At 72.8% G+C, this 23454-nt stretch carries 19 protein-coding genes; 11 read left to right on the plus strand and 8 right to left on the minus strand.

The window, feature by feature from the left end; translation table 11 throughout:
• Positions 1 to 2 precede the first annotated feature (2 nt).
• Positions 3 to 2060 carry a DNA gyrase/topoisomerase IV subunit B gene (locus D2L64_RS07660; protein WP_119574015.1) on the minus strand — a complete coding sequence of 686 codons (2058 nt, stop codon included), beginning with the start codon at positions 2058 to 2060 and terminating at the stop codon, positions 3 to 5.
• Positions 2061 to 2402: 342 nt separating this feature from the next.
• Here D2L64_RS07660 and D2L64_RS07665 point away from each other — a divergent pair, with 342 nt between their 5' ends.
• The 4 genes from D2L64_RS07665 to D2L64_RS07680 all read left to right on the plus strand — a co-directional run bounded on the left by D2L64_RS07665 (position 2403) and on the right by D2L64_RS07680 (position 5791).
• Positions 2403 to 3659: an SGNH/GDSL hydrolase family protein gene (locus D2L64_RS07665; RefSeq protein WP_119574016.1), complete on the plus strand. Its 1257-nt coding sequence runs from the start codon at positions 2403 to 2405 to the stop codon at positions 3657 to 3659.
• A gap of 119 nt (positions 3660 to 3778) precedes the next feature.
• Positions 3779 to 4630: an alpha/beta hydrolase family protein gene (locus D2L64_RS07670; protein WP_199714468.1), complete on the plus strand. Its 852-nt coding sequence runs from the start codon at positions 3779 to 3781 to the stop codon at positions 4628 to 4630.
• Between the two features lie 70 nt (positions 4631 to 4700).
• Positions 4701 to 5351, plus strand: coding sequence for a hypothetical protein (locus tag D2L64_RS07675; RefSeq protein WP_119574018.1), 651 nt, complete (start codon positions 4701 to 4703; stop codon positions 5349 to 5351).
• 62 nt (positions 5352 to 5413) lie between these two features.
• Positions 5414 to 5791 carry a hypothetical protein gene (locus D2L64_RS07680; protein ID WP_119574125.1) on the plus strand — a complete coding sequence of 126 codons (378 nt, stop codon included), beginning with the start codon at positions 5414 to 5416 and terminating at the stop codon, positions 5789 to 5791.
• Between the two features lie 49 nt (positions 5792 to 5840).
• On the opposite strand, the gene D2L64_RS07685 is transcribed toward D2L64_RS07680, so the two are convergent.
• On the minus strand, positions 5841 to 6722 hold the full coding sequence (locus D2L64_RS07685; RefSeq protein ID WP_119574019.1) for a DUF72 domain-containing protein: 882 nt from the start codon (positions 6720 to 6722) through the stop codon (positions 5841 to 5843).
• Between the two features lie 198 nt (positions 6723 to 6920).
• Between D2L64_RS07685 and D2L64_RS07690 the strand changes: the two genes are divergently transcribed.
• Both D2L64_RS07690 and D2L64_RS07695 read left to right on the plus strand, forming a co-directional pair.
• On the plus strand, positions 6921 to 7967 hold the full coding sequence (locus D2L64_RS07690; RefSeq protein WP_119574020.1) for an NAD(P)-dependent alcohol dehydrogenase: 1047 nt from the start codon (positions 6921 to 6923) through the stop codon (positions 7965 to 7967).
• A gap of 32 nt (positions 7968 to 7999) precedes the next feature.
• The gene (locus D2L64_RS07695) at positions 8000 to 8515 is read left to right on the plus strand and encodes a 2'-5' RNA ligase family protein (RefSeq protein ID WP_119574021.1); all 516 of its coding nucleotides are present in this window, start codon (positions 8000 to 8002) and stop codon (positions 8513 to 8515) included.
• A 201-nt stretch (positions 8516 to 8716) separates the two neighbouring features.
• On the opposite strand, the gene D2L64_RS07700 is transcribed toward D2L64_RS07695, so the two are convergent.
• From D2L64_RS07700 to D2L64_RS07715, 4 genes are read right to left on the minus strand one after another with little or no spacing between them, the layout of a single operon-like run.
• Entirely contained in the window at positions 8717 to 9742 is a 1026-nt protein-coding gene (locus D2L64_RS07700) for a siderophore-interacting protein (protein WP_119574022.1), read from the minus strand.
• 38 nt (positions 9743 to 9780) lie between these two features.
• The gene (locus tag D2L64_RS07705) at positions 9781 to 11892 is read right to left on the minus strand and encodes an iron ABC transporter permease (RefSeq protein ID WP_119574023.1); all 2112 of its coding nucleotides are present in this window, start codon (positions 11890 to 11892) and stop codon (positions 9781 to 9783) included.
• Positions 11889 to 12872 carry an ABC transporter substrate-binding protein gene (locus D2L64_RS07710; RefSeq protein ID WP_119574024.1) on the minus strand — a complete coding sequence of 328 codons (984 nt, stop codon included), beginning with the start codon at positions 12870 to 12872 and terminating at the stop codon, positions 11889 to 11891. The genes D2L64_RS07705 and D2L64_RS07710 overlap by 4 nt, the downstream gene beginning before the upstream one ends.
• 57 nt (positions 12873 to 12929) lie before the next feature.
• Positions 12930 to 13763: an ABC transporter ATP-binding protein gene (locus D2L64_RS07715; RefSeq protein ID WP_119574025.1), complete on the minus strand. Its 834-nt coding sequence runs from the start codon at positions 13761 to 13763 to the stop codon at positions 12930 to 12932.
• Between the two features lie 265 nt (positions 13764 to 14028).
• On the opposite strand from D2L64_RS07715, the gene D2L64_RS07720 reads away from it, so the two are divergent.
• Positions 14029 to 15738: a hypothetical protein gene (locus D2L64_RS07720; protein WP_119574026.1), complete on the plus strand. Its 1710-nt coding sequence runs from the start codon at positions 14029 to 14031 to the stop codon at positions 15736 to 15738.
• Positions 15739 to 15807: 69 nt separating this feature from the next.
• On the opposite strand, the gene D2L64_RS07725 is transcribed toward D2L64_RS07720, so the two are convergent.
• Positions 15808 to 17175 carry a cation:proton antiporter gene (locus tag D2L64_RS07725; RefSeq protein WP_119574027.1) on the minus strand — a complete coding sequence of 456 codons (1368 nt, stop codon included), beginning with the start codon at positions 17173 to 17175 and terminating at the stop codon, positions 15808 to 15810.
• Between the two features lie 167 nt (positions 17176 to 17342).
• Entirely contained in the window at positions 17343 to 18002 is a 660-nt protein-coding gene (locus D2L64_RS27835; protein WP_233558834.1) for a hypothetical protein, read from the minus strand.
• 336 nt (positions 18003 to 18338) lie between these two features.
• On the opposite strand from D2L64_RS27835, the gene D2L64_RS07735 reads away from it, so the two are divergent.
• The 4 genes from D2L64_RS07735 to D2L64_RS07750 all read left to right on the plus strand — a co-directional run bounded on the left by D2L64_RS07735 (position 18339) and on the right by D2L64_RS07750 (position 23450).
• Complete coding sequence (locus D2L64_RS07735; RefSeq protein ID WP_119574028.1) at positions 18339 to 19289, plus strand: helix-turn-helix transcriptional regulator; 951 nt, start codon at positions 18339 to 18341, stop codon at positions 19287 to 19289.
• An 82-nt stretch (positions 19290 to 19371) separates the two neighbouring features.
• The gene (locus D2L64_RS07740; protein WP_119574029.1) at positions 19372 to 22149 is read left to right on the plus strand and encodes a helix-turn-helix transcriptional regulator; all 2778 of its coding nucleotides are present in this window, start codon (positions 19372 to 19374) and stop codon (positions 22147 to 22149) included.
• Positions 22150 to 22357: 208 nt separating this feature from the next.
• Positions 22358 to 22882: a hypothetical protein gene (locus D2L64_RS07745; RefSeq protein ID WP_119574127.1), complete on the plus strand. Its 525-nt coding sequence runs from the start codon at positions 22358 to 22360 to the stop codon at positions 22880 to 22882.
• A 25-nt stretch (positions 22883 to 22907) separates the two neighbouring features.
• A complete protein-coding gene (locus D2L64_RS07750) occupies positions 22908 to 23450 on the plus strand; it encodes a hypothetical protein (RefSeq protein WP_233558835.1) in 543 nt (180 codons plus the stop codon).
• Positions 23451 to 23454: the final 4 nt, after the last annotated feature.

Below are 23454 nucleotides of genomic sequence, written 5' to 3' on the forward strand. Positions count from 1 at the left end.
GCTCAGGCGTCGATGGCGTCGCGGTCGACACGGTCGGCGGAGTTGATCAGCCAGTTGCGGCGCGGCTCGACCTTCTCCCCCATCAGCAGGTCGAGGATCCGCTCGGCGGCCTCGACGTCGTCGAGGGTGATCCGGCGCACCGCGCGGGTCGCCGGGTTCATGGTGGTGTCCCACAACTCGTCGGCGTCCATCTCGCCGAGCCCCTTGAACCGGGGAATCGGGGTGACGATCTGCTTGCCGGCCTGCTCGAACTTGCGGACCGTCGCCTCCATCTCCACCTGCGTGTAGGTGTAGACGGTCTGCGGGTTGCGCCCCTTGGTGGTGATCTTGTGCAGGGGCGGCATCGCGGCGTAGAGCCGACCGGCCTCGATCAGCGGACGCATGTAGCGGGCGAAGAGGGTGATCAGCAGCGTCCGGATGTGCGCGCCGTCGACATCGGCGTCAGCCATGATGAGTACGCGGCCGTACCGCATCGCGGAGAGATCGAACGTACGCCCCGAGCCGGCCCCCAGCACCTGCACGATCGCCGCGCACTCGGCATTGTCCAGCACCTGCTGAAGGTTGGCCTTCTGCACGTTGAGGATCTTGCCTCGAATCGGGAGAAGCGCCTGGTACTCGGCAGACCGGGCGAGTCGCCCGGTGCCCAGGGCGCTGTCCCCCTCCACGATGAACAGCTCACTCCTGTCGATGCCAGAGGCGCGGCAGTCGACCAGTTTGGCCGGCATGGCGGCGCCTTCGAGGGCGGTCTTGCGCCGTGCGGCGTCCTTCTGCTGCTTCTGGGTGAGCCGGACCCGGGCGGCGTCGACGATCTTCTGGAGGATGGTCCGCGCCTCGGTCTTGGTTTTCCGGTCGTCCAGCCAGGACTTGAGGTGCTGCTCGACCAGGCCCTGCACGACCTTGGTGACCCCGGCGGTGGAGAGTTCGTCCTTGGTCTGCGAGGTGAACTGCGGTTCGGGCACCCGGACGTGCACCACCGCGGTCATGCCCTCCAGGACGTCGTCCAGGGTGGGCGCGTCCTCCTTGGCCTTGAGCAGGCCGCGGGTGTTGCGTACGGCGTCGGCCATGGTGCGGGCCAGGGCCCGCTCGAAGCCCTTGCGGTGGGTGCCGCCGTGCGCGTTGCGGATGGTGTTGGTGAAGCACTCGACGGTGCGCTCGTAGCCGGTGCCCCAGCGGAAGGCCACCTCGATCTCGGCGCGCCGCTGCACGTTGGACTGCATCACGCCGTTGGCGTCGGCGGCGTTCTCCCGGTAGGTGCCCTCGCCGGTGACCAGTAGCGTGCCGGAGACCGGTCGGTCGCCGGAGGGGGCGAGGAACTCCACCATGTCGGTGAGCCCGTCGGGATAGTGGAACTGCTCCTCGGTCGGTTCCTCGGCGGTGCGGTCGCGCAGGGTGTAGCTGACCCCGGGCACCAGGAAGGCGGTGTTGCGCAGCTTGGCGCGTACGGCGTCGTGGTCGAGCGTGGCGCCGGTTTCGAAGTAGCGGGGGTCGTACCAGTAGCGAATCGAGGTGCCGGTGCGCTGGCCGCGCTTCATCGCGCCGACGACCTGCAGGCCGGGGCCGGGGGTGAACGGGGCGTCCGGTCCGTCGCCGTCGAAGATGCCGGGTGCGCCGTGCCGGAACGACATGGTGTGCACCTTGCCGCCCCGGCGGACGGTGACGTCGAAGCGGCGGGAGAGTGCGTTGACCGCCGAGGCGCCGACGCCGTGCAGGCCGCCGGAGGTCTTGTAGCCGGAGCCGCCGAACTTGCCGCCGGCGTGCAGGCGGGTGAGCACGAGTTCGACGCCGGAGATGCCGGAGCGGGCGTGCACGTCGGTGGGGATGCCCCGGCCGTCGTCGTCGACCTGCACCGAGCCGTCGGCGTGCAGGGTGACCTCGATCTTCTTGGCGTGGCCGGCGACGCCCTCGTCGGTGGAGTTGTCGAGGATCTCGTTGACGAGGTGACCCACGCCACGGCTGTCGGTGGAGCCGATGTACATGCCGGGCCGTTTGCGGACGGCGTCCAGCCCCTCGAGGTGCGTGAGGTCGTCGGCCCCGTACAGGGTCTCAGGCTCTGCGGTCAACTGGTCGTACTCCCGGTCTCGGCGATGTGCTGCTCCGCACCGTCGGCGGTCGGCCCCGGCATGGGCACGGCCGCAGCGAGCGTAGCCGTACGCCCCGACACGTGATGCGGACACCCGTTCGGCGCGCCGTGGGCGGTCGCTGCTGGTGGACCTGCCGGGGGCAACGCCCCGGTGTCCGGCCTTATGCCCGGTGGGTGGCGGCCCGCGGGGTTCGGGGTGTGGATTTAACACCCTTCTGACCCACGTATCACATGCGTTTCCCCCTGTTGACGTGCGTCACACCTGCGTGATGTCATCACACCTCAGAGGATCTTTCATATTTCTATGAACGGATGGGATGCCGTGTCCGGGTTACGTCGTACCGCCGCCGCGTTGGCCCTGGCCGTCGCCGCGGCGACCCTCTCCACCACCGTGCCGAGCGCACCAGCGGGGGCGGCGCTGCCCACCGCGGCGGTCGCCCTCGGTGACAGCTTCATCAGCGGCGAGGGCGCCGGGGCGTACCAACCGGTGGCCGACGCCGCCGGGGCGGCGCAGGGCTTCCCGGGCTGGACCGCGCCGAACAGCAACGCCTTCTTCTGCCACCGCTCGGCCAACGCCTCGCTGCACCGGGCGACACTCCCCGGCATCCAGGACCGGTTCAACCTGGCCTGCTCCGGCGGCCAACCGCACGACATCGCCGCCGCCTCGTCCGCGCGGGCCAACGGCCGGCAGGTCGCCGCCCAGTTGGACCAGCTGCGCGCGGTGGCCCGGACCCACGACATCGACCTGGTGCTGGTCGGCCTGGGTTCCAACAACAGCTCGTTCACCTTCGGCGGGGTCGCCGAGAAGTGCGCCAACCGGTTCATCGCCGACGCCTGGACCGGCTGGTGGGAGTTCTGGGCGTACCTGAACGGTCCGGTGGAGCAGAAGCCGTGCAGCGACGCCGACCTGGCCACCGCCGCGCAGATCAGCGCCGCGACCGCCGAGACCACGGCGGCGGTACGCCAGATCCTGACCACGCTGCGCGAGGTGGACGCCGACGGCCAGCACCGGGTGGTGTTGCAGGACTACACCAACCCGCTGCCGCTGGAGTTGGCGGCGCCGTACCACTCGGAGGACAGCCGCGACGACACCCGGGACAAGTTCCGCGCCCTCGGTGCCGAACGGTACGCGGCCGGCTGCCCGATCCACCGGGCCAGCCTCGCCCCCGGCCACCGGTTCTCCCAGGGGCTCGGCACCATCGTGCGGTCGACCCGGGACAGCCTGGCCGCCGAGTTCCCCGGCGCCGACCTGGTCTACCTGAACGTGCAACGGGCCTTCGACGGTGCCCGGCTCTGCGAGAACTCCGACAGCCCGACCGGCACCCTGGCCACCCCGATCCGGCTGATGGACAACCCGCCCAACGGCACCTTCGTGACCAGCCTGTCGGGTAAGGACAAGATCGCCATCCAGCGGATCGCGAACACCTGCGTGAGCTACTTCCAGACCTGCCAGGAGTCGTGGCACCCGAACGCGGCCGGACACCAGGTGCTCGGCCAGTGCCTGTCCGGCGCCGCCGGCACCGCCGCCCGTTCGGTGGCCTGCGTACGCGCTTCGAACGGCGCCATCAGCGTCTCCTGACCTCCGACGCGCACCGCCGCGGCGCCCGATCCCGGTAGCGGGTCGGGCGCCGCCGACCGTCCGGGGCCGCACCCGGCCGCATCCCTACCCACCGGTAACCTGTCCGGGTGAGTGCGACGGTGGAATACGTGCAGGACTTCGTCCAGGTCGACGACGCCCGCCTCGGCATCCAGGTCTACCCGGAGCCGGAGGGCTCGGTGCGGGCCCCGGTGGTGCTGGTCGTGCCGGCGATGGGCGTCCGAGCCCGGTACTACCGTCCGCTGGCCGCCGCGCTCCGCGCCGCCGGGCTGGCCGTGGTGGTGGCCGACCTGCGGGGCACCGGCGAGAGCACGCCCCGGCCGAGCCGGGCCTGCCGGTACGGCTACGCCGAACTGGCCGCCGACATCGGCGCGGTACGGGCGGCGCTCAAGGACCGGCTCGACGGGCGGCGCACCCTGCTGCTGGGGCACTCCCTCGGCGGGCAGGCCGCCGTGCTGCACCTGGCCCTGCACGGCGGCCACGAGGTCGACGGGCTGGCGCTGGTGGCCGTCGGCATCCCGCACTGGCGTGACTTCGCCGCGCCCCGGCGCTACGGGGTCCTGCCGTACACCCAGGGCATCGCCGCCACGGCCCGGCTGCTCGGGGTCTGGCCGGGGTGGGGCTTCGGCGGCCGGCAGGCGCACGGGGTGATCCGCGACTGGGCGTACACCGCCCGGACCGGCCGGTTCCCGCAGCTGGGTGGGGTGGACGTCGAGGCCGCGGTACGACGGATCAGCACACCGGTGCTGGCGGTCAGCGTCGACGGCGACCAGTACACCCCGCACCCGACGCTGGACCGGCTCTGCGCCAAGCTCACCGCGGCCCCGGTGGTACGCGAGCGGCAGGCCCCGGCCGACGGCACCGCGCTCGACCACTTCACCTGGGTACGGCACGCCGCCGGGCCGCTGGCCGCGCGGATCGCCGAGTTCGCCGCCACCCTGCCCCCGCGCTGATCCGGTCCCGCGATTAGCGCCGCGCATCGGGGGTAAGCCGCAGCGCTCGATACGGCGGAGGGGGACCGACATGTCTGACAGTCACACCGCACTGCGTTCCATGCACGACCTGGGCCTGGCGGCCTGGTTCGGCGGCTCCCTGATGGGAGCCTTCGGCGTCAACGGCGCCGCGGCCCGGGTCAGTGACTCGACCCAGCGGCTTCCGGTGGCCTCGGCCGGTTGGTCCCGGTGGACCCCGGTCAACGCGGCGGCGATCGGCGCACACCTCGCAGGCGCGGTCGGTGAGCTGGTGACCGAGAGCCCGCGGATGATCGCCCAGAAGGGCGTGGGCCGGGCGAGCACCGTGAAGACGGCGCTGACCCTGGGCGCCCTCGCGGTGACCGGGTACAGCCGGCTGCTCGGTATGCGCCTGGACAAGGCGGGCGGGCCGTCCGTACGGGGCGCCACCGAACCGAACCCGCAGACCCCGGCGAAGGTGGCCGCCAGCCAGCGGCAGCTGAAGATGCTCCAGTGGACGATCCCGGCACTGACCGGGGCGCTGATCGTGGTCACCGCGTACATGGGTGAGCAGCAGAAGCCCGGTCAGGTGTTGCGCGGCATGTTCGGTCGGGCCACCGGCCTGATGCACGCGTCGAAGTCCATGGGCAAGGGCATCGGGATGATGCACCTGTCGAAGTCGATGGGCAACGGTGCCCGCCGGATGGCGATGTCGGGCCGCTGAGGCCGGACGGCAGCACCCCGACCGCCGGCTTGCGTACCGACGCACCGACCAGCGAGGTGGCCATGAGCGACAGCGACAGGCAGGAACGGGGGCCCGAGGGCGTCGCGCCCTGGGGCACCACGGACGGGTTCGACGCCGATCCGCCCTGGGGGGTGGGCGCGGACTCGCCGATGAACGAGGGCAGTGAGGAGACCGCCGTACCCGGGGGGCGGCGCGGTGAGCGGCGCGCGGGACAACAGCCGGCGGAGCATCCGGACGCCGGGCGGCACGGGTTCGGGTCGGTCGAGCCGACCCGGACACCGGCCGCCGGGCCCGGCGCGCCACCGGACCCGGCACCGGCGCGGCGTCCGTTCCCCGACGACGTGGCCGGCGAGGATCTGCCGGACAACTCGCTCGAGGAGACGACCGGGATGCACCCGGAGGGGATCACCCGGGGCTGAGTCGCCGACCCGGCGGCGGGCCGTGCCCGGCGGGGGTCCCGCCGCCGAGTCAGGACGGCACCGGCACCGTGAGCAGCCCGGCCAGCTTCTCCGCGTCCCGTTGTGCCTGACCGGCGCAGCAGTTGTTGAACAGCACGTGCAGTTCGTCGGCCTGCTCGGCGAGTTCGGTCAGCAGCTGCGCCCAGCAGCGCAGTTCCCGGTCGGCGTAGGCGTAGCGGAACCGATCTTCCTTGCTTCCGCCGTCCCAGTCGGCGCTGTGCCCGTGCATCCGCACCATCGCCAGGTCCGCGGTGGCCACCAGGATCGGTGGCACCGACTCGGCATGGTCCTGCGGCATGTCCACGCCGCAGTTGGTCAGCTCGTGCGCGCGCAGGAAGGCCAGCGTCTCCACCGCCGCCGGACCGTCGAACCAGGACCCGTGACGCAGCTCGACGGCGACCCGCGCGGGCCGGCAGCGGTCGGCCAGCTCCGCGATCCGCCGCCGGGCCGCGTCGCCGCGGGCCAGCCAGGGCGGAAACTGCAACAACACCGCGCCGAGCCGGTCGGCCGCCGCGACCGGGGCCAGCGCCGCGTGGAACCGGCGCCACAGTTCGTCGTACGCCGGCCGCGGCAGGTCACGGCGTCGGATCCGGTCCGACCCGCCGGTGGGGCGCAGGTCGGCGGGGAGGGTCGCCACCGGGGTCGGGTGGCCGGTGAAGAGGCTGAACGCCTTGACGTTGAAGGTGAAGCCGTCCGGGGTGGCGTCGACCCAGCCCTGCGTCGTCTCGGGGGCCGGTATCGCGTGGTACGACGTGTCCACCTCGACCAGCCCGAACCGGCCGGCGTAGTAGCCCAGCCGCCCGGCCGGGGTGTTCACCTCACGCGGGTACCAGCCGGAGCGCAGCAGCGTCCGGTCGGCCCACGAGCACGTGCCCACCTTGATGACACTCATGTAGTTAAGTGCACCGCCGCCGGTCCGGATCGGCAACCGCTGGGCGGTGCCGGGCCGGGTCCGGCAGGTGGCGCCGGGCCCCGGCGGGCGGCAGCGGGTCCAGGGCGGGTGGCGGCGCCGCGCGGCCGGGGTCGGGTTTGCACCGGTGCTCAGCGGGGACACCGTCCGGCAGGCGACACCAGACCCTGGGAGGCAAGGATGCGCGCGCTACGGCTGCCCGCCTGGAAGACCGAGCCGGAGCTGGTCGAGGTCGACGAGCCGACTCCCGGCACCGGCCAGGTGGTGGTGAAGATCGGTGGCGCCGGTGCCTGCCACTCCGACCTGCACCTGATGCACGACTTCGAGGCCGGCGCCGTACCGTGGAATCCGCCGTTCACGCTCGGCCACGAGAACGCCGGCTGGGTGCACACCATCGGCGCCGGGGTGACCGGGCTGGAGGTGGGCCAGCCGGTGGCCGTGTACGGCCCGTGGGGCTGTGGTGTCTGCGCTCGCTGCCGGGTCGGTGCCGACAACTACTGCGAGAACCCGGCCGCCGCACCGGTGCCCGGGGGCGGCGGCGGTCTCGGTCTGGACGGTGGTATGGCCGCGTACCTGCTGGTGCCGGCCGCCCGGCACCTGGTACCGCTGCCCGAAGGGCTGGACCCGGTCGCCGCGGCGCCGCTGACCGACGCGGGCCTCACCCCGTACCACGCGATCCGCCGGTCCTGGTCGAAGTTGCCACCCGGCAGCACCGCCGTGGTGATCGGCGTCGGCGGGCTCGGGCACCTCGGCGTGCAGATCCTCAAGGCCACCACCGCGGCCCGGATCATCGCCGTGGACAACCGCGACGAGGCGCTGCGGCTCGCCGAGGAGTACGGTGCCGACCTGACGCTGCGCTCGGGCGAGCGCACCGCCGAGGAGATCCGGGCGGCCACCGGCGGTCGGGGCGCCGACCTGGTGCTGGACTTCGTCGGCGTCGACGCCACGCTGCGCACCGGCGCCGCCGCCGCTCGCACCCTGGGCGATCTGACCATCGTCGGGATCGGCGGCGGCTCACTGTCGGTCGGCTTCTTCTCGGTCCCGTACGAGGTCAGCATCCAGACCACCTACTGGGGCACCCGGCCCGAACTTGTCGAGGTGCTCGACCTGGGCGCCCGGGGGCTGCTGCGGCCGAAGACCACCACGTTCACGCTGGACAACGCGATGGACGCGTACCACCGGTTGCAGGACGGCACGCTGGAGGGCCGCGCGGTCATCGTGCCCTGAGCGAGCCGGGCACGGCCACCTAGAATGATCACGTGGTCGCCGCGTTGGAGCTGTATCTGGACACCGTCGCCACCCGCCGGATCCGGGTGCTCTGGGACGCTTTGGAGGCCGAGGGCGTGCAGAGCCTGCGGTCGCTGTTGGAGCAGCGGCACCGGCCCCACGTCTCCCTCGCGGTCGCGCCCCGGTTCGACCCGGAGCAGGTCGCGGCAGCGCTGGCCGGCACCACGGTGGCCGCACCGCTGCGGCTGTCGTTCCAGCACGCCGGGCAGTTCGTCGGCCGGGTGCTCTGGCTGGGCCCGGCACCCACGGTGGAGTTGCTGGCGCACCACCGGCTCGTCCACGATCGGCTCACCGCGGCCGGCGTCGGGCTGGCCGAGCACTACCGTCCGGGGTGCTGGGTGCCGCACTGCACGCTGTCCATGCGGGTACCGAACCCGCTGATGGCCATCGCCGTACGCCGCTGCCTGGAGATGCTTCCGTTGGAGGCCACAGTGGTCGGTGCCGCTCTCACCGACCACGCCCGAGGCATCTCCCACCCGCTGCCCTAACCCCCCGCTCCTCCCGCCCCGCCCCTCGCCCCACCCCCACCCCCGCACCAGCGGTCGGCTGGTGTGAACCTCAGATCTTGCACTTTCGGTCGCAGACTCGCCGCCTTTGCCGCTTTTGTCGCGACAGAAAGTGCAAGATCGCGGGGCCGGGTGAAGGGCGGGGCGGGGGCGGGAGAGTGAGGGGTGGGGTAACGGGGTGGGTTAGGTGGAGGGGTCGGGGCGGCCTTGGCGCCAGTAGCCCATGAAGGCGACAGCGCGGCGGTCCAGACCGCAGTCGCTGACAAGGTGTCGACGTAGGGTCCGGATGACGCCCGCCTCCCCCGCCAGCCAGGCGTAGAGCGGGGCCGACGGGAGTGCGTCGGGCACCTCCCAGAGGATCGCCCGATCCACGTCCACGTCGTCGACCGGCGCAACCGTGCCCGCACGAGCCGGCGCCGCCACGTCGACCGGCGCAACCGTGCCCGCACGAGTCGGCGCCGCCACGTCGACCGGCGCAGCAGCGCCCGGGCTGGTCGGCGCGGTGACGCCGAGCGGCAGGTCCGCCCGGCCGCGGAGCAGTTCGTGCGCGGCGGCGGCGACGGCGTCGACCAGCCGGTCGCCGTGCCGGCTGCCGTCGCGGGGAAGCCAGGTCACCTCGACACCGGGCGGCGCGAGCAGCGGCAGCACGTCCGCCGCTGCCGGCACCTCCAGCAGCACCCGGCCCTGCGCGTCGAGCGGCAGCCGTTCGCAGATGCCGCTGATCGCCGGCACCGCCGTCTCGTCCCCGGCCAGCAGCAGCCGTCCGGCCGCCGGTGGTCGGAACTCCAAGCCGCCGTGGTCGCCGTCGTATCCGGCGTCCGGGCCGGCGATGGCGATCTCGTCGCCGGGGCGTACCCGGTGGGCCCACCGGGAGGCCGGACCGCCGTCGCCGTGCAGCACCAGGTCGACGTCGAGTTCGTTGCGGTAGGGCCGGACCGCCCGCGCGGTGTAGGTGCGGATCGGGTTGCGTCGATGCTCCGGCAGGGCTCGCCACTGCGCGTACCAGTCGGGGCCCTGCGGCAGGTACACCCCGCGCTGGCCGGGCAGCGGCAGGGCCAGCTTGATCCGCTGGTCGTAGCCGTTGTCGGCGAAACGGTCCAGGTCCGGCCCGGTGAAGGTGACCCGGACGAAGGACGGGCTGAGCCGGCGTACCGCGCGCACCTCGACGGCGAACAGCCGCCAGGGCGCGACGGGCAGGGTGTGGGTCATGCTGCCTCTCCTTGTGCGGACCGGGTCGCGGCGGCGCGCTACCGGGCTTGCGTCGCCGTGGCGCGGGAGCGCCACAGCAGCCAGACGAAGTACGGGGTGCCGATCATGGCGGTGACCAGGCCGGCCGGGATCTGGGCCGGCGCGATGACGGTGCGGCCCAGGGTGTCGGCGAGACTGACCAGGGCCGCGCCGAGCAGCGCGGCGACCGGCAGTACCCGGGCGTGCCGGCCGCCGACGAGGGCCCGGGCGGCGTGCGGGGCGACCAGGCCGACGAAGCCGATCACGCCGACGGCGGAGACCGCGGTCGAGGTGAGCAGGGCCGCGGCGCCGAGCGCGACCAGTCGGGTGCGTTCCAGCCGGACGCCGAGCACCCGGGGGGTGTCGTCGTCCAGGGCGAGCAGGTCCAGTTCACGGCGGGCCGCGACCACGGCCGGGGTGAGCACCAGCAGGGCGATCGCCACCGGCAGCACCTGGGTGGCGGTGCGGCCGTAGGTGGAACCGGAGAGCCAGGTCAGGGCCTTGCCGGTGTTCCAGGGATCGAAGGCCACGATCATGAAGGTGATCATCGCCATGCCGCCCTGCCAGGCACCGAAGCCGATCAGGACCAGCCGGTCGGAGCTGAGCCCGCCGCGCCAGGCGGCGCCGTAGACCAGGGCGAAGGCCAGCATCGCGCCGAGCCCGGCCACCCCCGAGACGGCCCAGACACCGGCCAGCGGTACGAAGGTGAGCAGCGAGACCGCGCCCAGCCCGGCACCGGCGGTGATGCCGAGGATGCCGGGTTCGGCCAACGGGTTGCGGCAGACCGCCTGCACGGTGGTGCCGGCGACCGCGAGGGCCGCGCCGGCCAGCAGCGCGGCGGCCACCCGCGGCCACCGCTGGTCCAGCACGAAGGTGTACGCCGGCCCGGTGGCGCCGTTGACCCAGTTGACGATGTCGCCGAGCAGCACCCAGGTGTCGCCGAGCAGCATGCCGACCAGTACCGCGGCGGCGGTGACGGTGGCCGCCACGGTGACCACGGTGCGGTGGAAGGCGGCCGTCCGGACGGCGGCGTGGCCGCCCGGCGGGCGGCGGGTGGGGCCGGCGTCGCGGTGCCGCCGGGCCAGCCAGATCAGGATGGCCGCGCCGAGCAGGGTGGTGACCACACCGGTGGGGATGTCGACGCCGGCCTGGCCGCCCATGACGGCCCGCAGCAGCACGTCGGCGCCGAGCACGATGATCACTCCGGCGATGCCGGAGAGCGGCAGCAGGATCCGGTGCCGGTGTACGCCGGGCACCAGCGGTCCGAGCAGCCGGACGATCACCGGTGCGCAGAGGCCGACGAAGCCGACCGGCCCGGTGAGGGTCACCGCGGCGGCGGAAAGCAGCACGGCCAGCACCGTGACCATCAGCCGGGTCCGCCGCACGTCGAGACCGAGCACGGTGGCGGTGTCGTCACCGAGGGCGAGGATGTCGAGGCGGTGACCGAGCAGTATCAGGGCCACGACGGCGAGACCGATGACCGGGGCGAGCTGACGCAGCGCGTTCAGGTCGCTCTGCACCAGCGAACCGTTGCCCCAGGCGAACAGGCCGATGGTGGCCTGTTCGAAGAGCAGGAGCAGAAGCATGGTCACCGAGCTGAGGGCCAGTGCCGTGGCGGAGCCGGCGAGGATCAGCCGGGTGGTGCCGGCCTGCCCACCGGCCGACATCGCCATCACCAGTCCGGCGGCGGCGAGCCCGCCGCCGAAGGCGAGACCACCGGCCGGCAGCGCGGGCAGCGCGATGCCGAACGCGGCGACCGAGACGATGGCCAGGTGGGCACCGGCGTTGACGGCGAGGGTGTCCGGCGAGGCGAGCGGGTTGCGGGCGATCGACTGCAGGGCCGCACCGGCGAAGCCGAGGGCGACACCGATGGCCAGCCCGGCGAGCAGCCGGGGCAGCCGGGAGGCGATCAGTACCCGGACGGTCTCGTCGTCGCCCCCGGTGAGCAGCCGCAGCAGGTCGGACGCGCCCACCGCCGAGGTGCCCTGGGTGAGGTGCACGGCGGCGACCACCAGCAGCAGCGCGATGGCCGCGACGAAGGCCCCGACGACGCGGGGGGCGGAGAGCCGCCCGGCGTCCGGAGCCGACCCGAGGGCCGGCTCCGGGCGCGGGGGCGCGGTCAGCGTGGTCACACCGCGTAGGTGTTGACGAGCTGGTCGATGTACTGCTTGCCGGAGAGCGGGCCGCCGAAGGTCCACACGCCGTCCGGCATCCGGTGCAGGTTGCCCTGCTGGACGAAGGGCAGCGACTTCCAGATGGCGTTGTCGGCGAGGCCGTCGGCGAAGACGTCGGTGCCGTCCGAGGCGTTGTAGAAGAAGTGCAGGTCCGGGCTCTTCAGCACGGTGAGCCCCTCGACGTCGGTCTGGCCCAGCCCCCACGCCTCGTCGGTCTTGCCCTGCCAGGCGTTGGTCAGGCCCAGCTGGATGCCGATCTGGGAGACCAGGGCGCCCTGGCCGAACATCCGGATGCTGACCGTGCTGCCCTCCTTCCAGCCGTCGGCGATGGCGAAGGGCTTACCGGCGGCACCGGCGTCGGCGATCTTCTGCTTGCCGTCGGCGATCGCGGCGTCGAAGTCGGCGAGCAACTTCTCTGCCTCGGCGGTCTTGCCGACCGCGGTGGCGATCATGTCGAGGTCGGCGCGCATCCGGCCGATGTTGTCCGTGGCGTCGCTGCTCTTGGTGACCAGGACCGGGACGTACTTCTCCAGCTGCGCGATCGTGCCGGCGCCACGGTCGTCCGTCATCACCACCAGTTCGGGCTGCAGCGCGACGATCGAGTCGACGCTCGGTTCTCCCCGGGTGCCGACGTCCTTGACGTCCGCGTCGAGCTTCGCGGCGGTCACCCAGGTGGCGTAGCCCTTGGGGTCGGCGACACCGACCGGCATGACGCCGAGGCTGACCAGCATCTCGACCTCACCCCACTCCAGGCCGACGACCTTGGTGGCGGGGGCGTCGAGCTTGATCTCCTTACCGCGGCTGTCGGTCACGGTGACCGGGCCGCCGGTCGGCGCGGCAGAGGGCTCGGCGGAGGTGTTCTCGGTGGTTCCACAGGCAGCCAGCAGCAGCACGGTGGCAGCGGCGGCGACCAGGGCGGTGACACGGGTACGTGACATGACGCTCTTTCTCGGGTTCGGTTCTGCGGGTGGCCTGGTTGAGATCGGGATGCGGGTTCAGACCGGGATGCGGGTCAGGTGCCGACCCACCGGACGGGTGGTCACCAGGCCGCTGACCGGATCGGTGTGGACCTCGATGCGGATGCCGTAGGTCTCGGTCAGGTCCGCCTCGGTGAAGACCTCGGCCGGGGTGCCGGTGGCCCGGACCCGGCCGCCGTGCAGCAGGACCACCTCGTCGGCCACCGCGGCGGCCTGGTTGAGGTCGTGCAGCACGACGCCGACCGCGACACCGTGGTCGTCGGCGAGGTCACGCATCAGGTCGAGGATCTCGACCTGATAGCGCAGGTCGAGGAAGGTGGTGGGCTCGTCGAGCAGCAGCACCGGGGTGTCCTGGGCCAGACAGGTGGCCAGCCAGACGCGCTGGAGTTCGCCGCCGGAGAGTTCGTCGACCGGACGGTCGGCCATCGCGGTGACCCCGGTGACCGCCATCGCGCGGGCGACGGCGGCGGGCCCGTCCGGGTCGTCGGCCCGCCACCGCCCCCGGTAGGGGTGGCGGCCGTAGCCGACCACGTCCCGGACGGTGACGCCACTGGGGACCGGTCGGCTCTGCGCGAGCAGGGTGACCCGGCGGGCGAACTCCTTGGCCGGCAGGCCGGCGGCGGCGGTCCCGTCGGCGCAGCGCACCGTGCCGCTGTCGATGGGGTGCAACCGGGCCAGGGCGCGCAGCAGGGTGGACTTGCCGCTGCCATTCGGCCCGACCAGAGCCGTCACCGCACCAGCACGTAGCGTTATCGATGCCTCGTGGACCACCGTCGTGCCGTGATAGCCCAGGCAGAGGTCGGCACCACAAAGCCGCTGCTCAGCGTCGTCCGACGCCAGTCCGCTCGACATGTGGTTAGGCTAACCTAACCTAACTCCGTGTCAAGACGCGGGTTCCACTCACACCCCCGCACGGCGCATCCGGTCGACGCCCCTCGATGTCATGGGCGCCCGGTCGTGACCCGGCCGCGGCGGTCGGGCAGCCCCGACACCGGCCTTTGGCAGCGCGAAACCGTACCGGGGTGGGAGGACAGATCGGCCCGGGCAGCGGTAGCGTTGCGCGTCATCGCCGCCGGGTCGCCGGTGTGCCGACCCGCGATCGTACGGAGGATGAGGCATGTCCATCGGCGAGGAGCCGTTCGCAATGCGCGACGACCTGGCCTCGCGGCCGACTTTCGAGGTGACCCTGCGCGGTTACGAGAAGAAGCAGGTCGACCGCTATGTGGAGCAGTTGGACGGTCGACTCACCACGGTCTCGACCGAGCGCGACCGGGCGCTCGGCCGGATCCGCGAGCTGACCGCCAAGCTCCAGACGGTCCAGGCCGAGGCCACCGAACTGCGGCAACGTCCGGCGCAGTTGGACCGGGCCACGTTCCAGGATCTGGGCCCGACGGTCACGCAGATCATCGCCCTGGCGGAGAAGCAGGCCGGGGAGATCGTCGAGCGGGCCACCGAGACCGCCACCGCGTTGCAGAGCGAGGCGGAGAAGACGCTCGCCAACGCCCGCGAACGCACGGTCAAGGCCCTCGCGGACCTGGACGAGGAGTTGGCCGCCCGGCGCGCCGAGCACCACAAGAAGTACGAGGAGCTGAAGGCCGCCGCCGACGCCGAGTTGGCGGAGAGTCGGGAACGGGCCGACAAGCTGCACGCCGACGGTGAGGCCGCGCACGAGCGCGCCCAGCAGGAGGCCAAGCGGATCGGCGCGCAGTGCCGGGAACAGATCGAACAGGCTCGTGCCGCCGCCGAGGCGCTGACCACCTCCGCGCGTACCCAGATCCACCAGGAGATCCAGGCGGCCCGCTCGAAGAGCCAGCAGGAGCTGGCCCAGTGGCGTACGCAGGTCGAGGAGGAGTTGGCGGAGCGTCGCGCCGTCGCCGACGAGGACCTGGCCGAGCAGCGGGCGGCCGTCGAACGCGAGTTGGCGGCCCAGCGTGCCGCCGCCGAGCAGCGGGTCAGCTCCATGATCGCGGACGCCCAGCAGTACTCCGCGGAGATCCGCAAGCGCGCCGACGACCAGGCCGCCGAGGTCCGGGAGCACAGCGACGAGCAGGCCGCCGCCGCCGAGGAGCAGCTGCACGCGGTGCAGTTGGAGGTCGGCACGCAGCAGGACGCGCTGGCCCAGCTGCGACAGGAGCTCGACGAGGCCCGTCAGCAGCTCGACGAGACCCGGCGGGAGCGGGAGACCACGGACACCGAGCTGACCCGGCTGCGCCAGCAGTTGGAGGAGACCGGTCGGGAACTCAACGCGGAGAGCCAGCGGTTGGACGAGGTGCGCCGGGCCGCCGATGCGGCCGAGCGGCAGGCCAAGGAGACCCGGGCCCGGGTGCAACGGGAGGCCAAGCGGGTCGCCGACCTGGCCGCCGCAGCGGTGATGGCCGCCGCGGCCGGCGGCAGCGAGACCGCCGAGTACCCGGTGGTCGCGGCCCGGGGCGGCAGCCACCGGGCCGACCCGGAGCCGGGCAGCGGCGAGGCCGCACCGACCGCCGGTCCACCCGACCCGGCGGCGGCGACCCCGGAGCCCGAGCAGGTCACGCAGGATCCCGAGCGGGTCACGCCGGACGCCGAACGCCCGGTCGACGGCAGCCTCGACCAGGCGACCCGGGAGAGTGCCGTCATCCCGGCCCCCCGATCCGGTCAGCCGCAGCCGGAGAACGACGGCCGCGCGCTGCCCGACCCGGTGGCCCGGGCGGCCGCGGCGGTGGCGGCCGGCGGCCCCGGTGGTATCGACTGGTTCGCCGGTCAGGCGGCGGCGCGGGCCGAGGAGGCCGAGCGGGCGGCGGCCGGTTCGACCGATGTCGACCGGGCTCCGGAGCCGGCGACGAACTGATCCCGGCTCCGCCGGGTTCGACGAACGACGGCTGCCCCACCCGACCGGGGTGGGGCAGCCGTTGCCGGCTCAGGTGCGGGTGCCCACCAGTTCGGTGGGTTGCGCGGTCGGATCCGGTACCAGGCCGGACGGTCCGTAGACCAGACCGGCGCGGCGGACTCCCCGCTCGAACATCCGGTGCAGCGGGGTCGCCGCGAACGTGGTCACGATGGCCATGATCGCCAGCACCGTGTAGAGCTGCTGGGTGAGTAGCCCGGCGGAGAGCCCGATGTTGAGCAGGATCAGCTCCATCAGGCCACGGGCGTTGGCCAGTGCCCCCATGGATCCGGCCTCCCGCCAGGTCATGCCCTGCCAGCGGGCGGCCAGACCGACGGCACCGAACTTGCCGGCGAAGGACGCCACCAGCACCACGACGGCCACCAGCAGCACGGACGGTTCGAAGATGAGGCTGAGCTTGGTGTTCAGTCCGGAGTAGATGAAGAACGCCGGCAGCAGCAGGTAGGCGGCGAGGGGTTCGACGCGGTCCCGCAGGGCGGTCACGAAGGCACCACGCGGCATGGCCGCACCGGCGACGAAGGCGCCGAAGACCGAGTAGATCCCGACGAAGTCGGTGAACCACGCAGCGCCCAGCACCACGATCAGCGTGACGGTGAGTGGCCCCACCGGCAGCGCAGCGGTCTCCCCACTGCTGCGTTGCCGTGCGGCCCAACCGTCCAGCCGACTCAGCAGCGGCCGACCGACGAACATCATCAGCAGCAGGAACGCCAGCCCACCGCCGAGCGCCACCACACCACCGGCGATGCCGCCACTGGCCGTGGCCACCACGATCGCCAACAGGATCCAGGCGCAGGCGTCATCCGAGGCCGCGCAGGCCAGCGCCATGGTGCCCAGCCGGGTCTTCAGCAGGCCGGAGTCGTACACGATCCAGGCGAGCATGGGGAAGGCGGTGATGGCGATGGCCGAGCCGATGAAGAGCGCGCCCTGCCACGGCGCGACCTCGGCGGTGAAGTAGTCGTCGCTGGCCTGCGTCAACCACCAGCCGAGCACGCCGCCGATCAGCAACGGTACGACCAGGCCGGCCGAGGCGGTGGCGCCCGCGGTGCGTACGTGTTCCCGAAGGATGCCCAGGTTGAACGAGCAGCCGACGAGGAACATGTACACGACCAGCCCGAGCTGACCGATGACGTAGATGGCGGTCAGCGACGGGTGGGGCATGGATTCGCCGCCGACCTCAAGTGTCAGCGGAAACATCCACTCCTGGGCCTGCGGCCACACGAGTCCGAAAAGCGACGGTCCCAACAGAAACCCGGCGACCATGATCGCAACTACCTGGACCTGCCCGAGCCTACGGAAGAGCGGCCAGAGCAGGCGGTACACGGCTAGGATCACCGCCATTTGAAGAAAGAGATGCATAGCGATTTCGAGCATCGATGGCATGCGCCGTCCATTTCTCGATCGACACGAAACCGGGGACAGTATTCGGCCGAAATTCCCCCCCAGAGAATTATCGACGATAATAGATCCCACGATGGGTCGACACAAGTACAACCCTTGGTGATCAAGCGTCCCGCCGCGCCCCGGCGCCCTCCGAGCCGGGTACGCGGTCAGTTCGGTCGGCGCGGCAGCCAGCCGAGGAACCGGTTCCGGACGCGGGCCAGCGGCAGCCCGGGCAGGTCCCGAGCGGCAGCCAGCAGGCACGATCCCAGGTAGACGGCGAGCGCCGCACGTGCCCCGCCGAACTCGGCCAGCAACTGGCTCTGCTTCACCGCGCACGGCCACTCCCGACCACAGCCGGTGCAGGTCCAGTCCGGCGGCGACGGCAGGTGCTCCGGCGGCCGCACCGCGCGGTAGCGGGCCGTCGCGCTGTTGGACCTGGCGGTCCGGGCGCGGCCGCGGAGCGGTTCGCGGGGCACCTGCCGCCTGGGGCTGAACAGGTTCCGGCGGGCGAGCCCGAGCGCGCCGCCGACCCGTACCAGCACGTCGGGGCCCGGCCGGTAGCCGACCAGGCTGCCCAGTACGTGGTGACCCATCAGGTCGAAGGCCTCCGGGCCGAGGTCCATTTCCCGACACAACGCGATCAGCCGCGCCGGCGCCGTCACCCGCTGCGCCACCAGGGCGGTACGCAGCACCTCCCGCAGGCCCTCGCCGAAGGCCGCCAGCCGGGTACCCATGATTCCGGTCAGGAGTGTCTCTCCGGCGATCCGCCGGAGCGCTTCGGCCGTCGCCAGGCGGACGATGTCAGCCGGATCCTTGATCTCCAACACCCACTCCTTTGTCCGTTCGGTCGATCAGCTACCTCTCGTTCGACACCCTTCGCATGATCATGGCCACCCTCGGTTGCCGGCTAGCTCGAAGTACGCAACGGGCGGTGCCCGGCTAGCCCGAAAACGAAGCCTCTAGCCGTCGCAACGAGTGACAATCCTCCCACGAGACGCATATGCCGCGGAAAACTCGTAGGATTTGCCACCACTGTGGATACCATCGACGGGAATCCCGGCTATCGATCCGAGATCGCACCTAGATCGTCCGCTTAAGACATCATTCGGGCACTGACCGCCAAGACAACGCACTCCGTCCATGTCGATGGAGACGCATTGAACATGAACGTTCCGACCGCCCACCGATTCGACAGCCGCGACCCGGGTACCATCCACGACTTCCTGACCAACGCCTACGGCACCGGGATGACGATCCGGGCGACAGAGCGCTACCGGTTCCGCCATCACCGCGTCGACGCCGGACCGTTCTGGTTGGAGACGGTGGAACAGTCCACCCGCCTGGAGGTCGATGTCGGACGGGTCAATGCCCTGGTGGTCGTACAGGTCGTCAACGGTCGAGTCGACCGCGCCTGCGCCGGGACGGCCGGCCGGTTCGGGCCCGGGGACGTCTTCCTCGCCGCCGCGCCCGGCCTGCCGTACTCGGTCCGCTGGTGGCCCGGCAAGATCACGTGCTGCCTGCTCGATCTCTCCGTGCTCGCCCGGGTCGCCGGTGGCCCCGACCGACCGGGAACGGTCAAGTTCACCGGGTTGGCGCCGGTCTCGTCGGCACTGGCCCGGCTGTGGCGACACACCACGAGCTACCTCAACCACGTGGTGCTGGGCAATCCGCACGCCTACCGGCAGCCGCTGGTGATCGCCAACGCCGCCCGGATGCTCGCCGCATCGGCCCTGGCGGTCTTCCCCAACACCAGTACCGCCTGGCCGACCGCGACGCAACGGCGCGACGCGACCACCGCGACGCTGCGTCGGGCGACGGCGTTCATCGAGGAACACGCCGACCGGGACATCGGCGCGGCGGACATCGCCGCCGCGGCCCAGGTCTCGCTGCGGGCCCTGCAACTGGCGTTCCGCCGGCACCTCGACACCACCCCGATGGCACACCTGCGCCGTGTCCGGCTCGACCGCGCCCACCGCGACCTGCTCAGCGCCGACCCGCGTCAGGCAACGGTCTCCGCCATCGCCTCCCGCTGGGGTTTCCTCAGCCACAGCCGGTTCACCGCGCGATACCACGCCACCTACGGGTTCCCGCCCAGCCGGACCCTGCACACCTGACCACGATCTGTCGGCGAACCGCCGACCGCCGGTCACCGTACGCATGATGGTCCCGACGGGCGTGCGGTGCCAGAATCGGCCCATGCGGGGTGTGCTCGTCGGCCGGGACGAGGTGTTCGACCAGGCCTGGCACGCACTGTGCGAGCACGGGCCGGTGCTGCTGGAGGGACCGGCCGGGATCGGCAAGACCGCCCTGCTCCGGGCACTGGTCAGCAAGGCGACCCAGGCCGGTTGGTGGGTGCTGTCCTGCGCCCCGACCGAGTGCGAGGCCGAGTTGCCGTTCGCCGCCCTCGCCGACCTGCTACGCCCGGTCGCCCACCTCGCCGCGGACCTGCCGCGCCCACAGCGCGTCGCCGCGGAGATGGTGCTGGTCACCCGCGACGGCAACGAGACCATCGAAGACCGGGTGGTTGCCGCGGCGACCCGGTCGCTACTGGAGGCCGCCCTCGCCTCGGGCCGGCGGGTGCTGGTCGCCGTGGACGACGCACCATGGCTGGACCGGCCGAGCCAACGCGCCCTGCGGTTCGCCCTGCGTCGGGTCGGCCCGGGACTGGCCACCCTGGTCAGCAGCCGCAGCACCGGCGGCCCGGCGCTGCCGGCCGCGCCGCTCGGCCTCGACGCCGACCCCGGCCAGCCGACCCGGTTGGCACTCACCCCGCTCGGCGTCAGCGCGCTGCACCACGTACTGCGGGAACGGCTCGGCGCCACGCTCAGCCGCCCGCTGCTCGCCCGGATCGCCCGCGAGTCCGGGGGCAACCCGCTGGTCGCCATCGAGGTGGCCCGTGCGGTACAGCGCCTGCCGGAACCCCCGGAGCCAGCGCAGGACCTACCGGTCGCCTCCTCGATGCACCAACTCCTCGGCGAGGTGCTCGCCGGGCTACCGGCCTGGTGCCGGGACGCCGTACGGCTGGCCGCGCTGCTCAGCGTCCCGCTGCTGGCGGATCTGGCCGCCGCCGGGGTACCACCCCAGGCGTTCGACGCCGCGGAGGAGGCGGGACTGCTGACGGTACAACCGACCCGCGTCGAGTTCGCCCACCCGGTGTACGCGGCGGCGGTCCGGGCCGGCATCCCGCCCGGGGTACGGCGTGGCCTGCACCGCAGGCTCGCCGAGGTCGTCGCCGACCCGGACGAACGGGTACGCCACCTCGCCCTGTGCACCACCGTCGCCGACGCGGTGGCGGCCGACGCCCTCGCCGCGGCCGCCGTACGGCAGCACGCCCGGGGCGCGCCGGAGGCCGCGGCGAACCTCTACGAGGCGGCGGCGCGGCTCACCCCCGGCGACGAGCGGGCGGCCCGTGGGCAACGGCTGCTGGCCGCGGCCCGGTGCCGGTTCGACTGCGGGGACCATCCGGGGGCGCGCGCCGCCGCCGAGGACGTCGCCGCCGGTTACACCGGCGACATCCGCGCCGAGGCGCTGCTGCTGCGGGCCGTGGTCGCGTGGAGCGCCGACGAGCCGGGCGGCACCGCGGTGGCCGCCGCCGGACGGGCGCTGACCGCGGCCCAGCCCGACTCCCCGCTCGCCGGCCGGATCCACGCCCACCTGGCCCTCTTCGTGGACCTGCCGGATCCGGCCCGCACGCACGCGGAAGCGGCCGTCGCCCTGCTCACCGGCCCCGGCGGTGACCGCTCGCTGCTGGCCGCGGCGCTGCTGCAGTTGTTCTACAGCGAGGTACGTGCCGGTGAGCCGCCCCGCAGCGAGCTGCTCGAACGGGCGCTTCGGATGGAAGGAGCGCAACCGTCGTGGCTCGCCGGCACCATCCCGGCGGTCTGGTGGAAGGCCATCGACGACCCGGACCGGGCCCGCAACCGCCTGACCGGCCTGCTCGACCAGGCGGCGACCCGCGGCGACGAACCCTCGCAGTACGAACTGCTCAAGCACCTCGGCGAGACCGAACTGCTCGCCGGACGCTGGTCGGCGGCGGAACGGCACATCGCGGCGGCCCGCGACCTCGGCGAGTTGCTGGGCACCGAGCTGACCGCGGAGACCTGGCTGGGCGGGCTGCTCGACGCGCTGCGCGGCCGGCTCGACGCGGCGACGCGGGTGGCCGAGGCCGGCGTACGGCTGGGCGACCAGCTCGACGACGACTGGTGCCGGCGAATCCACCTGCAACTGGGCGCGTTCACCGCGCTCAGCGCGGGACGGATCACCGAGGCGGCGGCCGGGTACGGCCGGCTCGCCGCGACGGTCGACCGGATGGGTCTGACCGAGCCGCTGGCGCAGCGCTTCGAGCCGGACTGGATCGAGGCCTGTGTGGGCGCCGGTGACCTCACCACCGCCCGCGCCGCCCTGTACCGGCTGACGCAGCGGCACCGACGGTTGCCCCGACCCTGGACGCTGCTGGGGCTGGCCCGCAGCCGCGCCCTGCTGGACAGCGCCGGTGGTGCCGACCCGTCGGCGGCGCTGGCCGAACTCGACGCCGCCCGGGCCGCCGTGGCACCGGACGTCCTGCCGCTGGATCGGGCACGTTGTCTGCTGGTCGCCGGCGTGGTGCAGCGCCGGTTGCGCCGCAAGCGACCGGCCCGGGAGGCGCTGCAGGCCGCGGCGGCCGAGTTCGACGCGCTCGGCGCGGTGGCGTTCGCCGAGCGCGCCCGGGCCGAGGCGGCGCGGCTGGGCGGGCGGCCGCCGGCACCGTCGGGACTGACCGCGACCGAGGAGCGGGTGGCCCGGCTCGCCGCCCAGGGCCGGACCAGCCGCGCCATCGCCGACGAGCTGTTCGTCAGCCCCAAGACGGTCGAGACGAACCTCTCCCGGGTGTACCGCAAGCTGGGCATCTCCCGGCGGGCGGAGTTGAACGCGGCGCTGGCCCGGGCCGGGGCGGAGGTCGACGCCGAGCCGGCCGGCGGGGGCCGCAAAGGCTAGGGAAACACCGGATTCCTTCCCCGGCCCCGGCCCGTAGCGTCGTGGCTGGTACGCCGAGAGCGGTACGCCACCGCGCGCGCCCGCGCGAACGGGCCGGCTGCGGACCACGAACGTCATCATCCGCCACCGACGCGCCGACGACGCCGCGCCGATGCTGGTCGGACGGGACGGACAGCGGTCGGGCCGGCGGGAAGAAGGGAACCAGAACGTGCGGCGACTGATCCTGCCCGCGCTCCTCGCGGCGGTCCTCGCGTTGACCGGCTGCGGCGGCAGCGAACGCGCCACGCCCGGCACCGGCTCCGGCCCGGGCGCCGACGCGGACGTCGACCTCGACCTGCCCGGTGACGGTGCCGGTACGGTCGCCCCGCCCTGCCCGTTCACCGCCGACCAGATCTCCGGGTTCGTCGGGCAGCCGATGGTGGACCAGGGCACCTGCAGTTTCGGTGACGGTAAGGGCGTCGCCCAGCTCACCGTGACGACGGCCTCCCGACTCGCCGGTGAGACGACCTACGACTACCAGCGCCAGCAGGCCGACCAGATCTACCAGGAGGTGACCGATCTCGATGGCGTCGGCAAGGGCTACCTGGCCGTCAAGGACATCGGGGCGGAAGCCGTGGTGATCAACAACGTGGGCAGTTTCACGGTGACGCTGAGCAGCTTCCAGCGACTCGGTGGCCAGCCCGACGGTTACCTCCGGGCGGTGCGTCAACTACTCGACGCCCTGCCCCGCTGAGTCCCGCGACGAAGGAGACGAACCCGTGCGCTACCTGACCTCGGCCACCCGGCTCGCCGTGACGGCGGTCGCCGTGGCCGCCCTCGCCGCCTGCGGTGGCGCGGAACCCGCGGCGGCGCCGCCGGCCCCGGTCGAGACGACGGTGACCGAACCGGCGACCGAGCCCACCGAGGCGGCCGAGCCGACACCGGCGGCACAGCTCCAGGCCTGCGCCCTGGTCACCAAGGAGGAGGCCGAGAAGTTGGCCGGCACGCCCCTGGAGGATCCGACGCCCAGCGGGCAGAACCAGGAGAGCTGCTGGTACACCGGGCCCGTCTCGGGGCCGACGGCGCAGGTGGAGGTCCACGTCGGCGACGGGGCGAAGAAGTTCTACGAGATCGACCGCGACCTCGGGCACGAGTTCGAGACGCTCACCGGGATCGGGGACGAGGCGTACCTGGAGGACGGGACGGTCTTCGTCAGCGTCGCCGGGGTCTGGGTGGCGATCCGCCTGGTCCGGCTCGACGACATGGCGAGGTACGCCGACCGGATGACCGAGCTGGCGCGTATGGTGGCCGGTCGGCTCTGAGATC

The organism is Micromonospora radicis (assembly GCF_003583405.1).
GTDB classification, from domain to species: domain Bacteria; phylum Actinomycetota; class Actinomycetes; order Mycobacteriales; family Micromonosporaceae; genus Micromonospora; species Micromonospora radicis.

Coding starts and splice junctions, on each gene's coding strand:
- D2L64_RS07740 (WP_119574029.1), top strand. CDS start 19,372: ATGCGGGGTGTGCTCGTCGGCCGGGACGAGGTGTTCGACCAGGCCTGG.
- D2L64_RS07690 (WP_119574020.1), top strand. CDS start 6,921: ATGCGCGCGCTACGGCTGCCCGCCTGGAAGACCGAGCCGGAGCTGGTC.
- D2L64_RS07685 (WP_119574019.1), bottom strand. CDS start 6,722: ATGAGTGTCATCAAGGTGGGCACGTGCTCGTGGGCCGACCGGACGCTG.
- D2L64_RS07720 (WP_119574026.1), top strand. CDS start 14,029: ATGTCCATCGGCGAGGAGCCGTTCGCAATGCGCGACGACCTGGCCTCG.
- D2L64_RS07715 (WP_119574025.1), bottom strand. CDS start 13,763: ATGTCGAGCGGACTGGCGTCGGACGACGCTGAGCAGCGGCTTTGTGGT.
- D2L64_RS07675 (WP_119574018.1), top strand. CDS start 4,701: ATGTCTGACAGTCACACCGCACTGCGTTCCATGCACGACCTGGGCCTG.
- D2L64_RS07700 (WP_119574022.1), bottom strand. CDS start 9,742: ATGACCCACACCCTGCCCGTCGCGCCCTGGCGGCTGTTCGCCGTCGAG.
- D2L64_RS07680 (WP_119574125.1), top strand. CDS start 5,414: ATGAGCGACAGCGACAGGCAGGAACGGGGGCCCGAGGGCGTCGCGCCC.
- D2L64_RS07710 (WP_119574024.1), bottom strand. CDS start 12,872: ATGTCACGTACCCGTGTCACCGCCCTGGTCGCCGCCGCTGCCACCGTG.
- D2L64_RS07725 (WP_119574027.1), bottom strand. CDS start 17,175: ATGCCATCGATGCTCGAAATCGCTATGCATCTCTTTCTTCAAATGGCG.
- D2L64_RS07735 (WP_119574028.1), top strand. CDS start 18,339: ATGAACGTTCCGACCGCCCACCGATTCGACAGCCGCGACCCGGGTACC.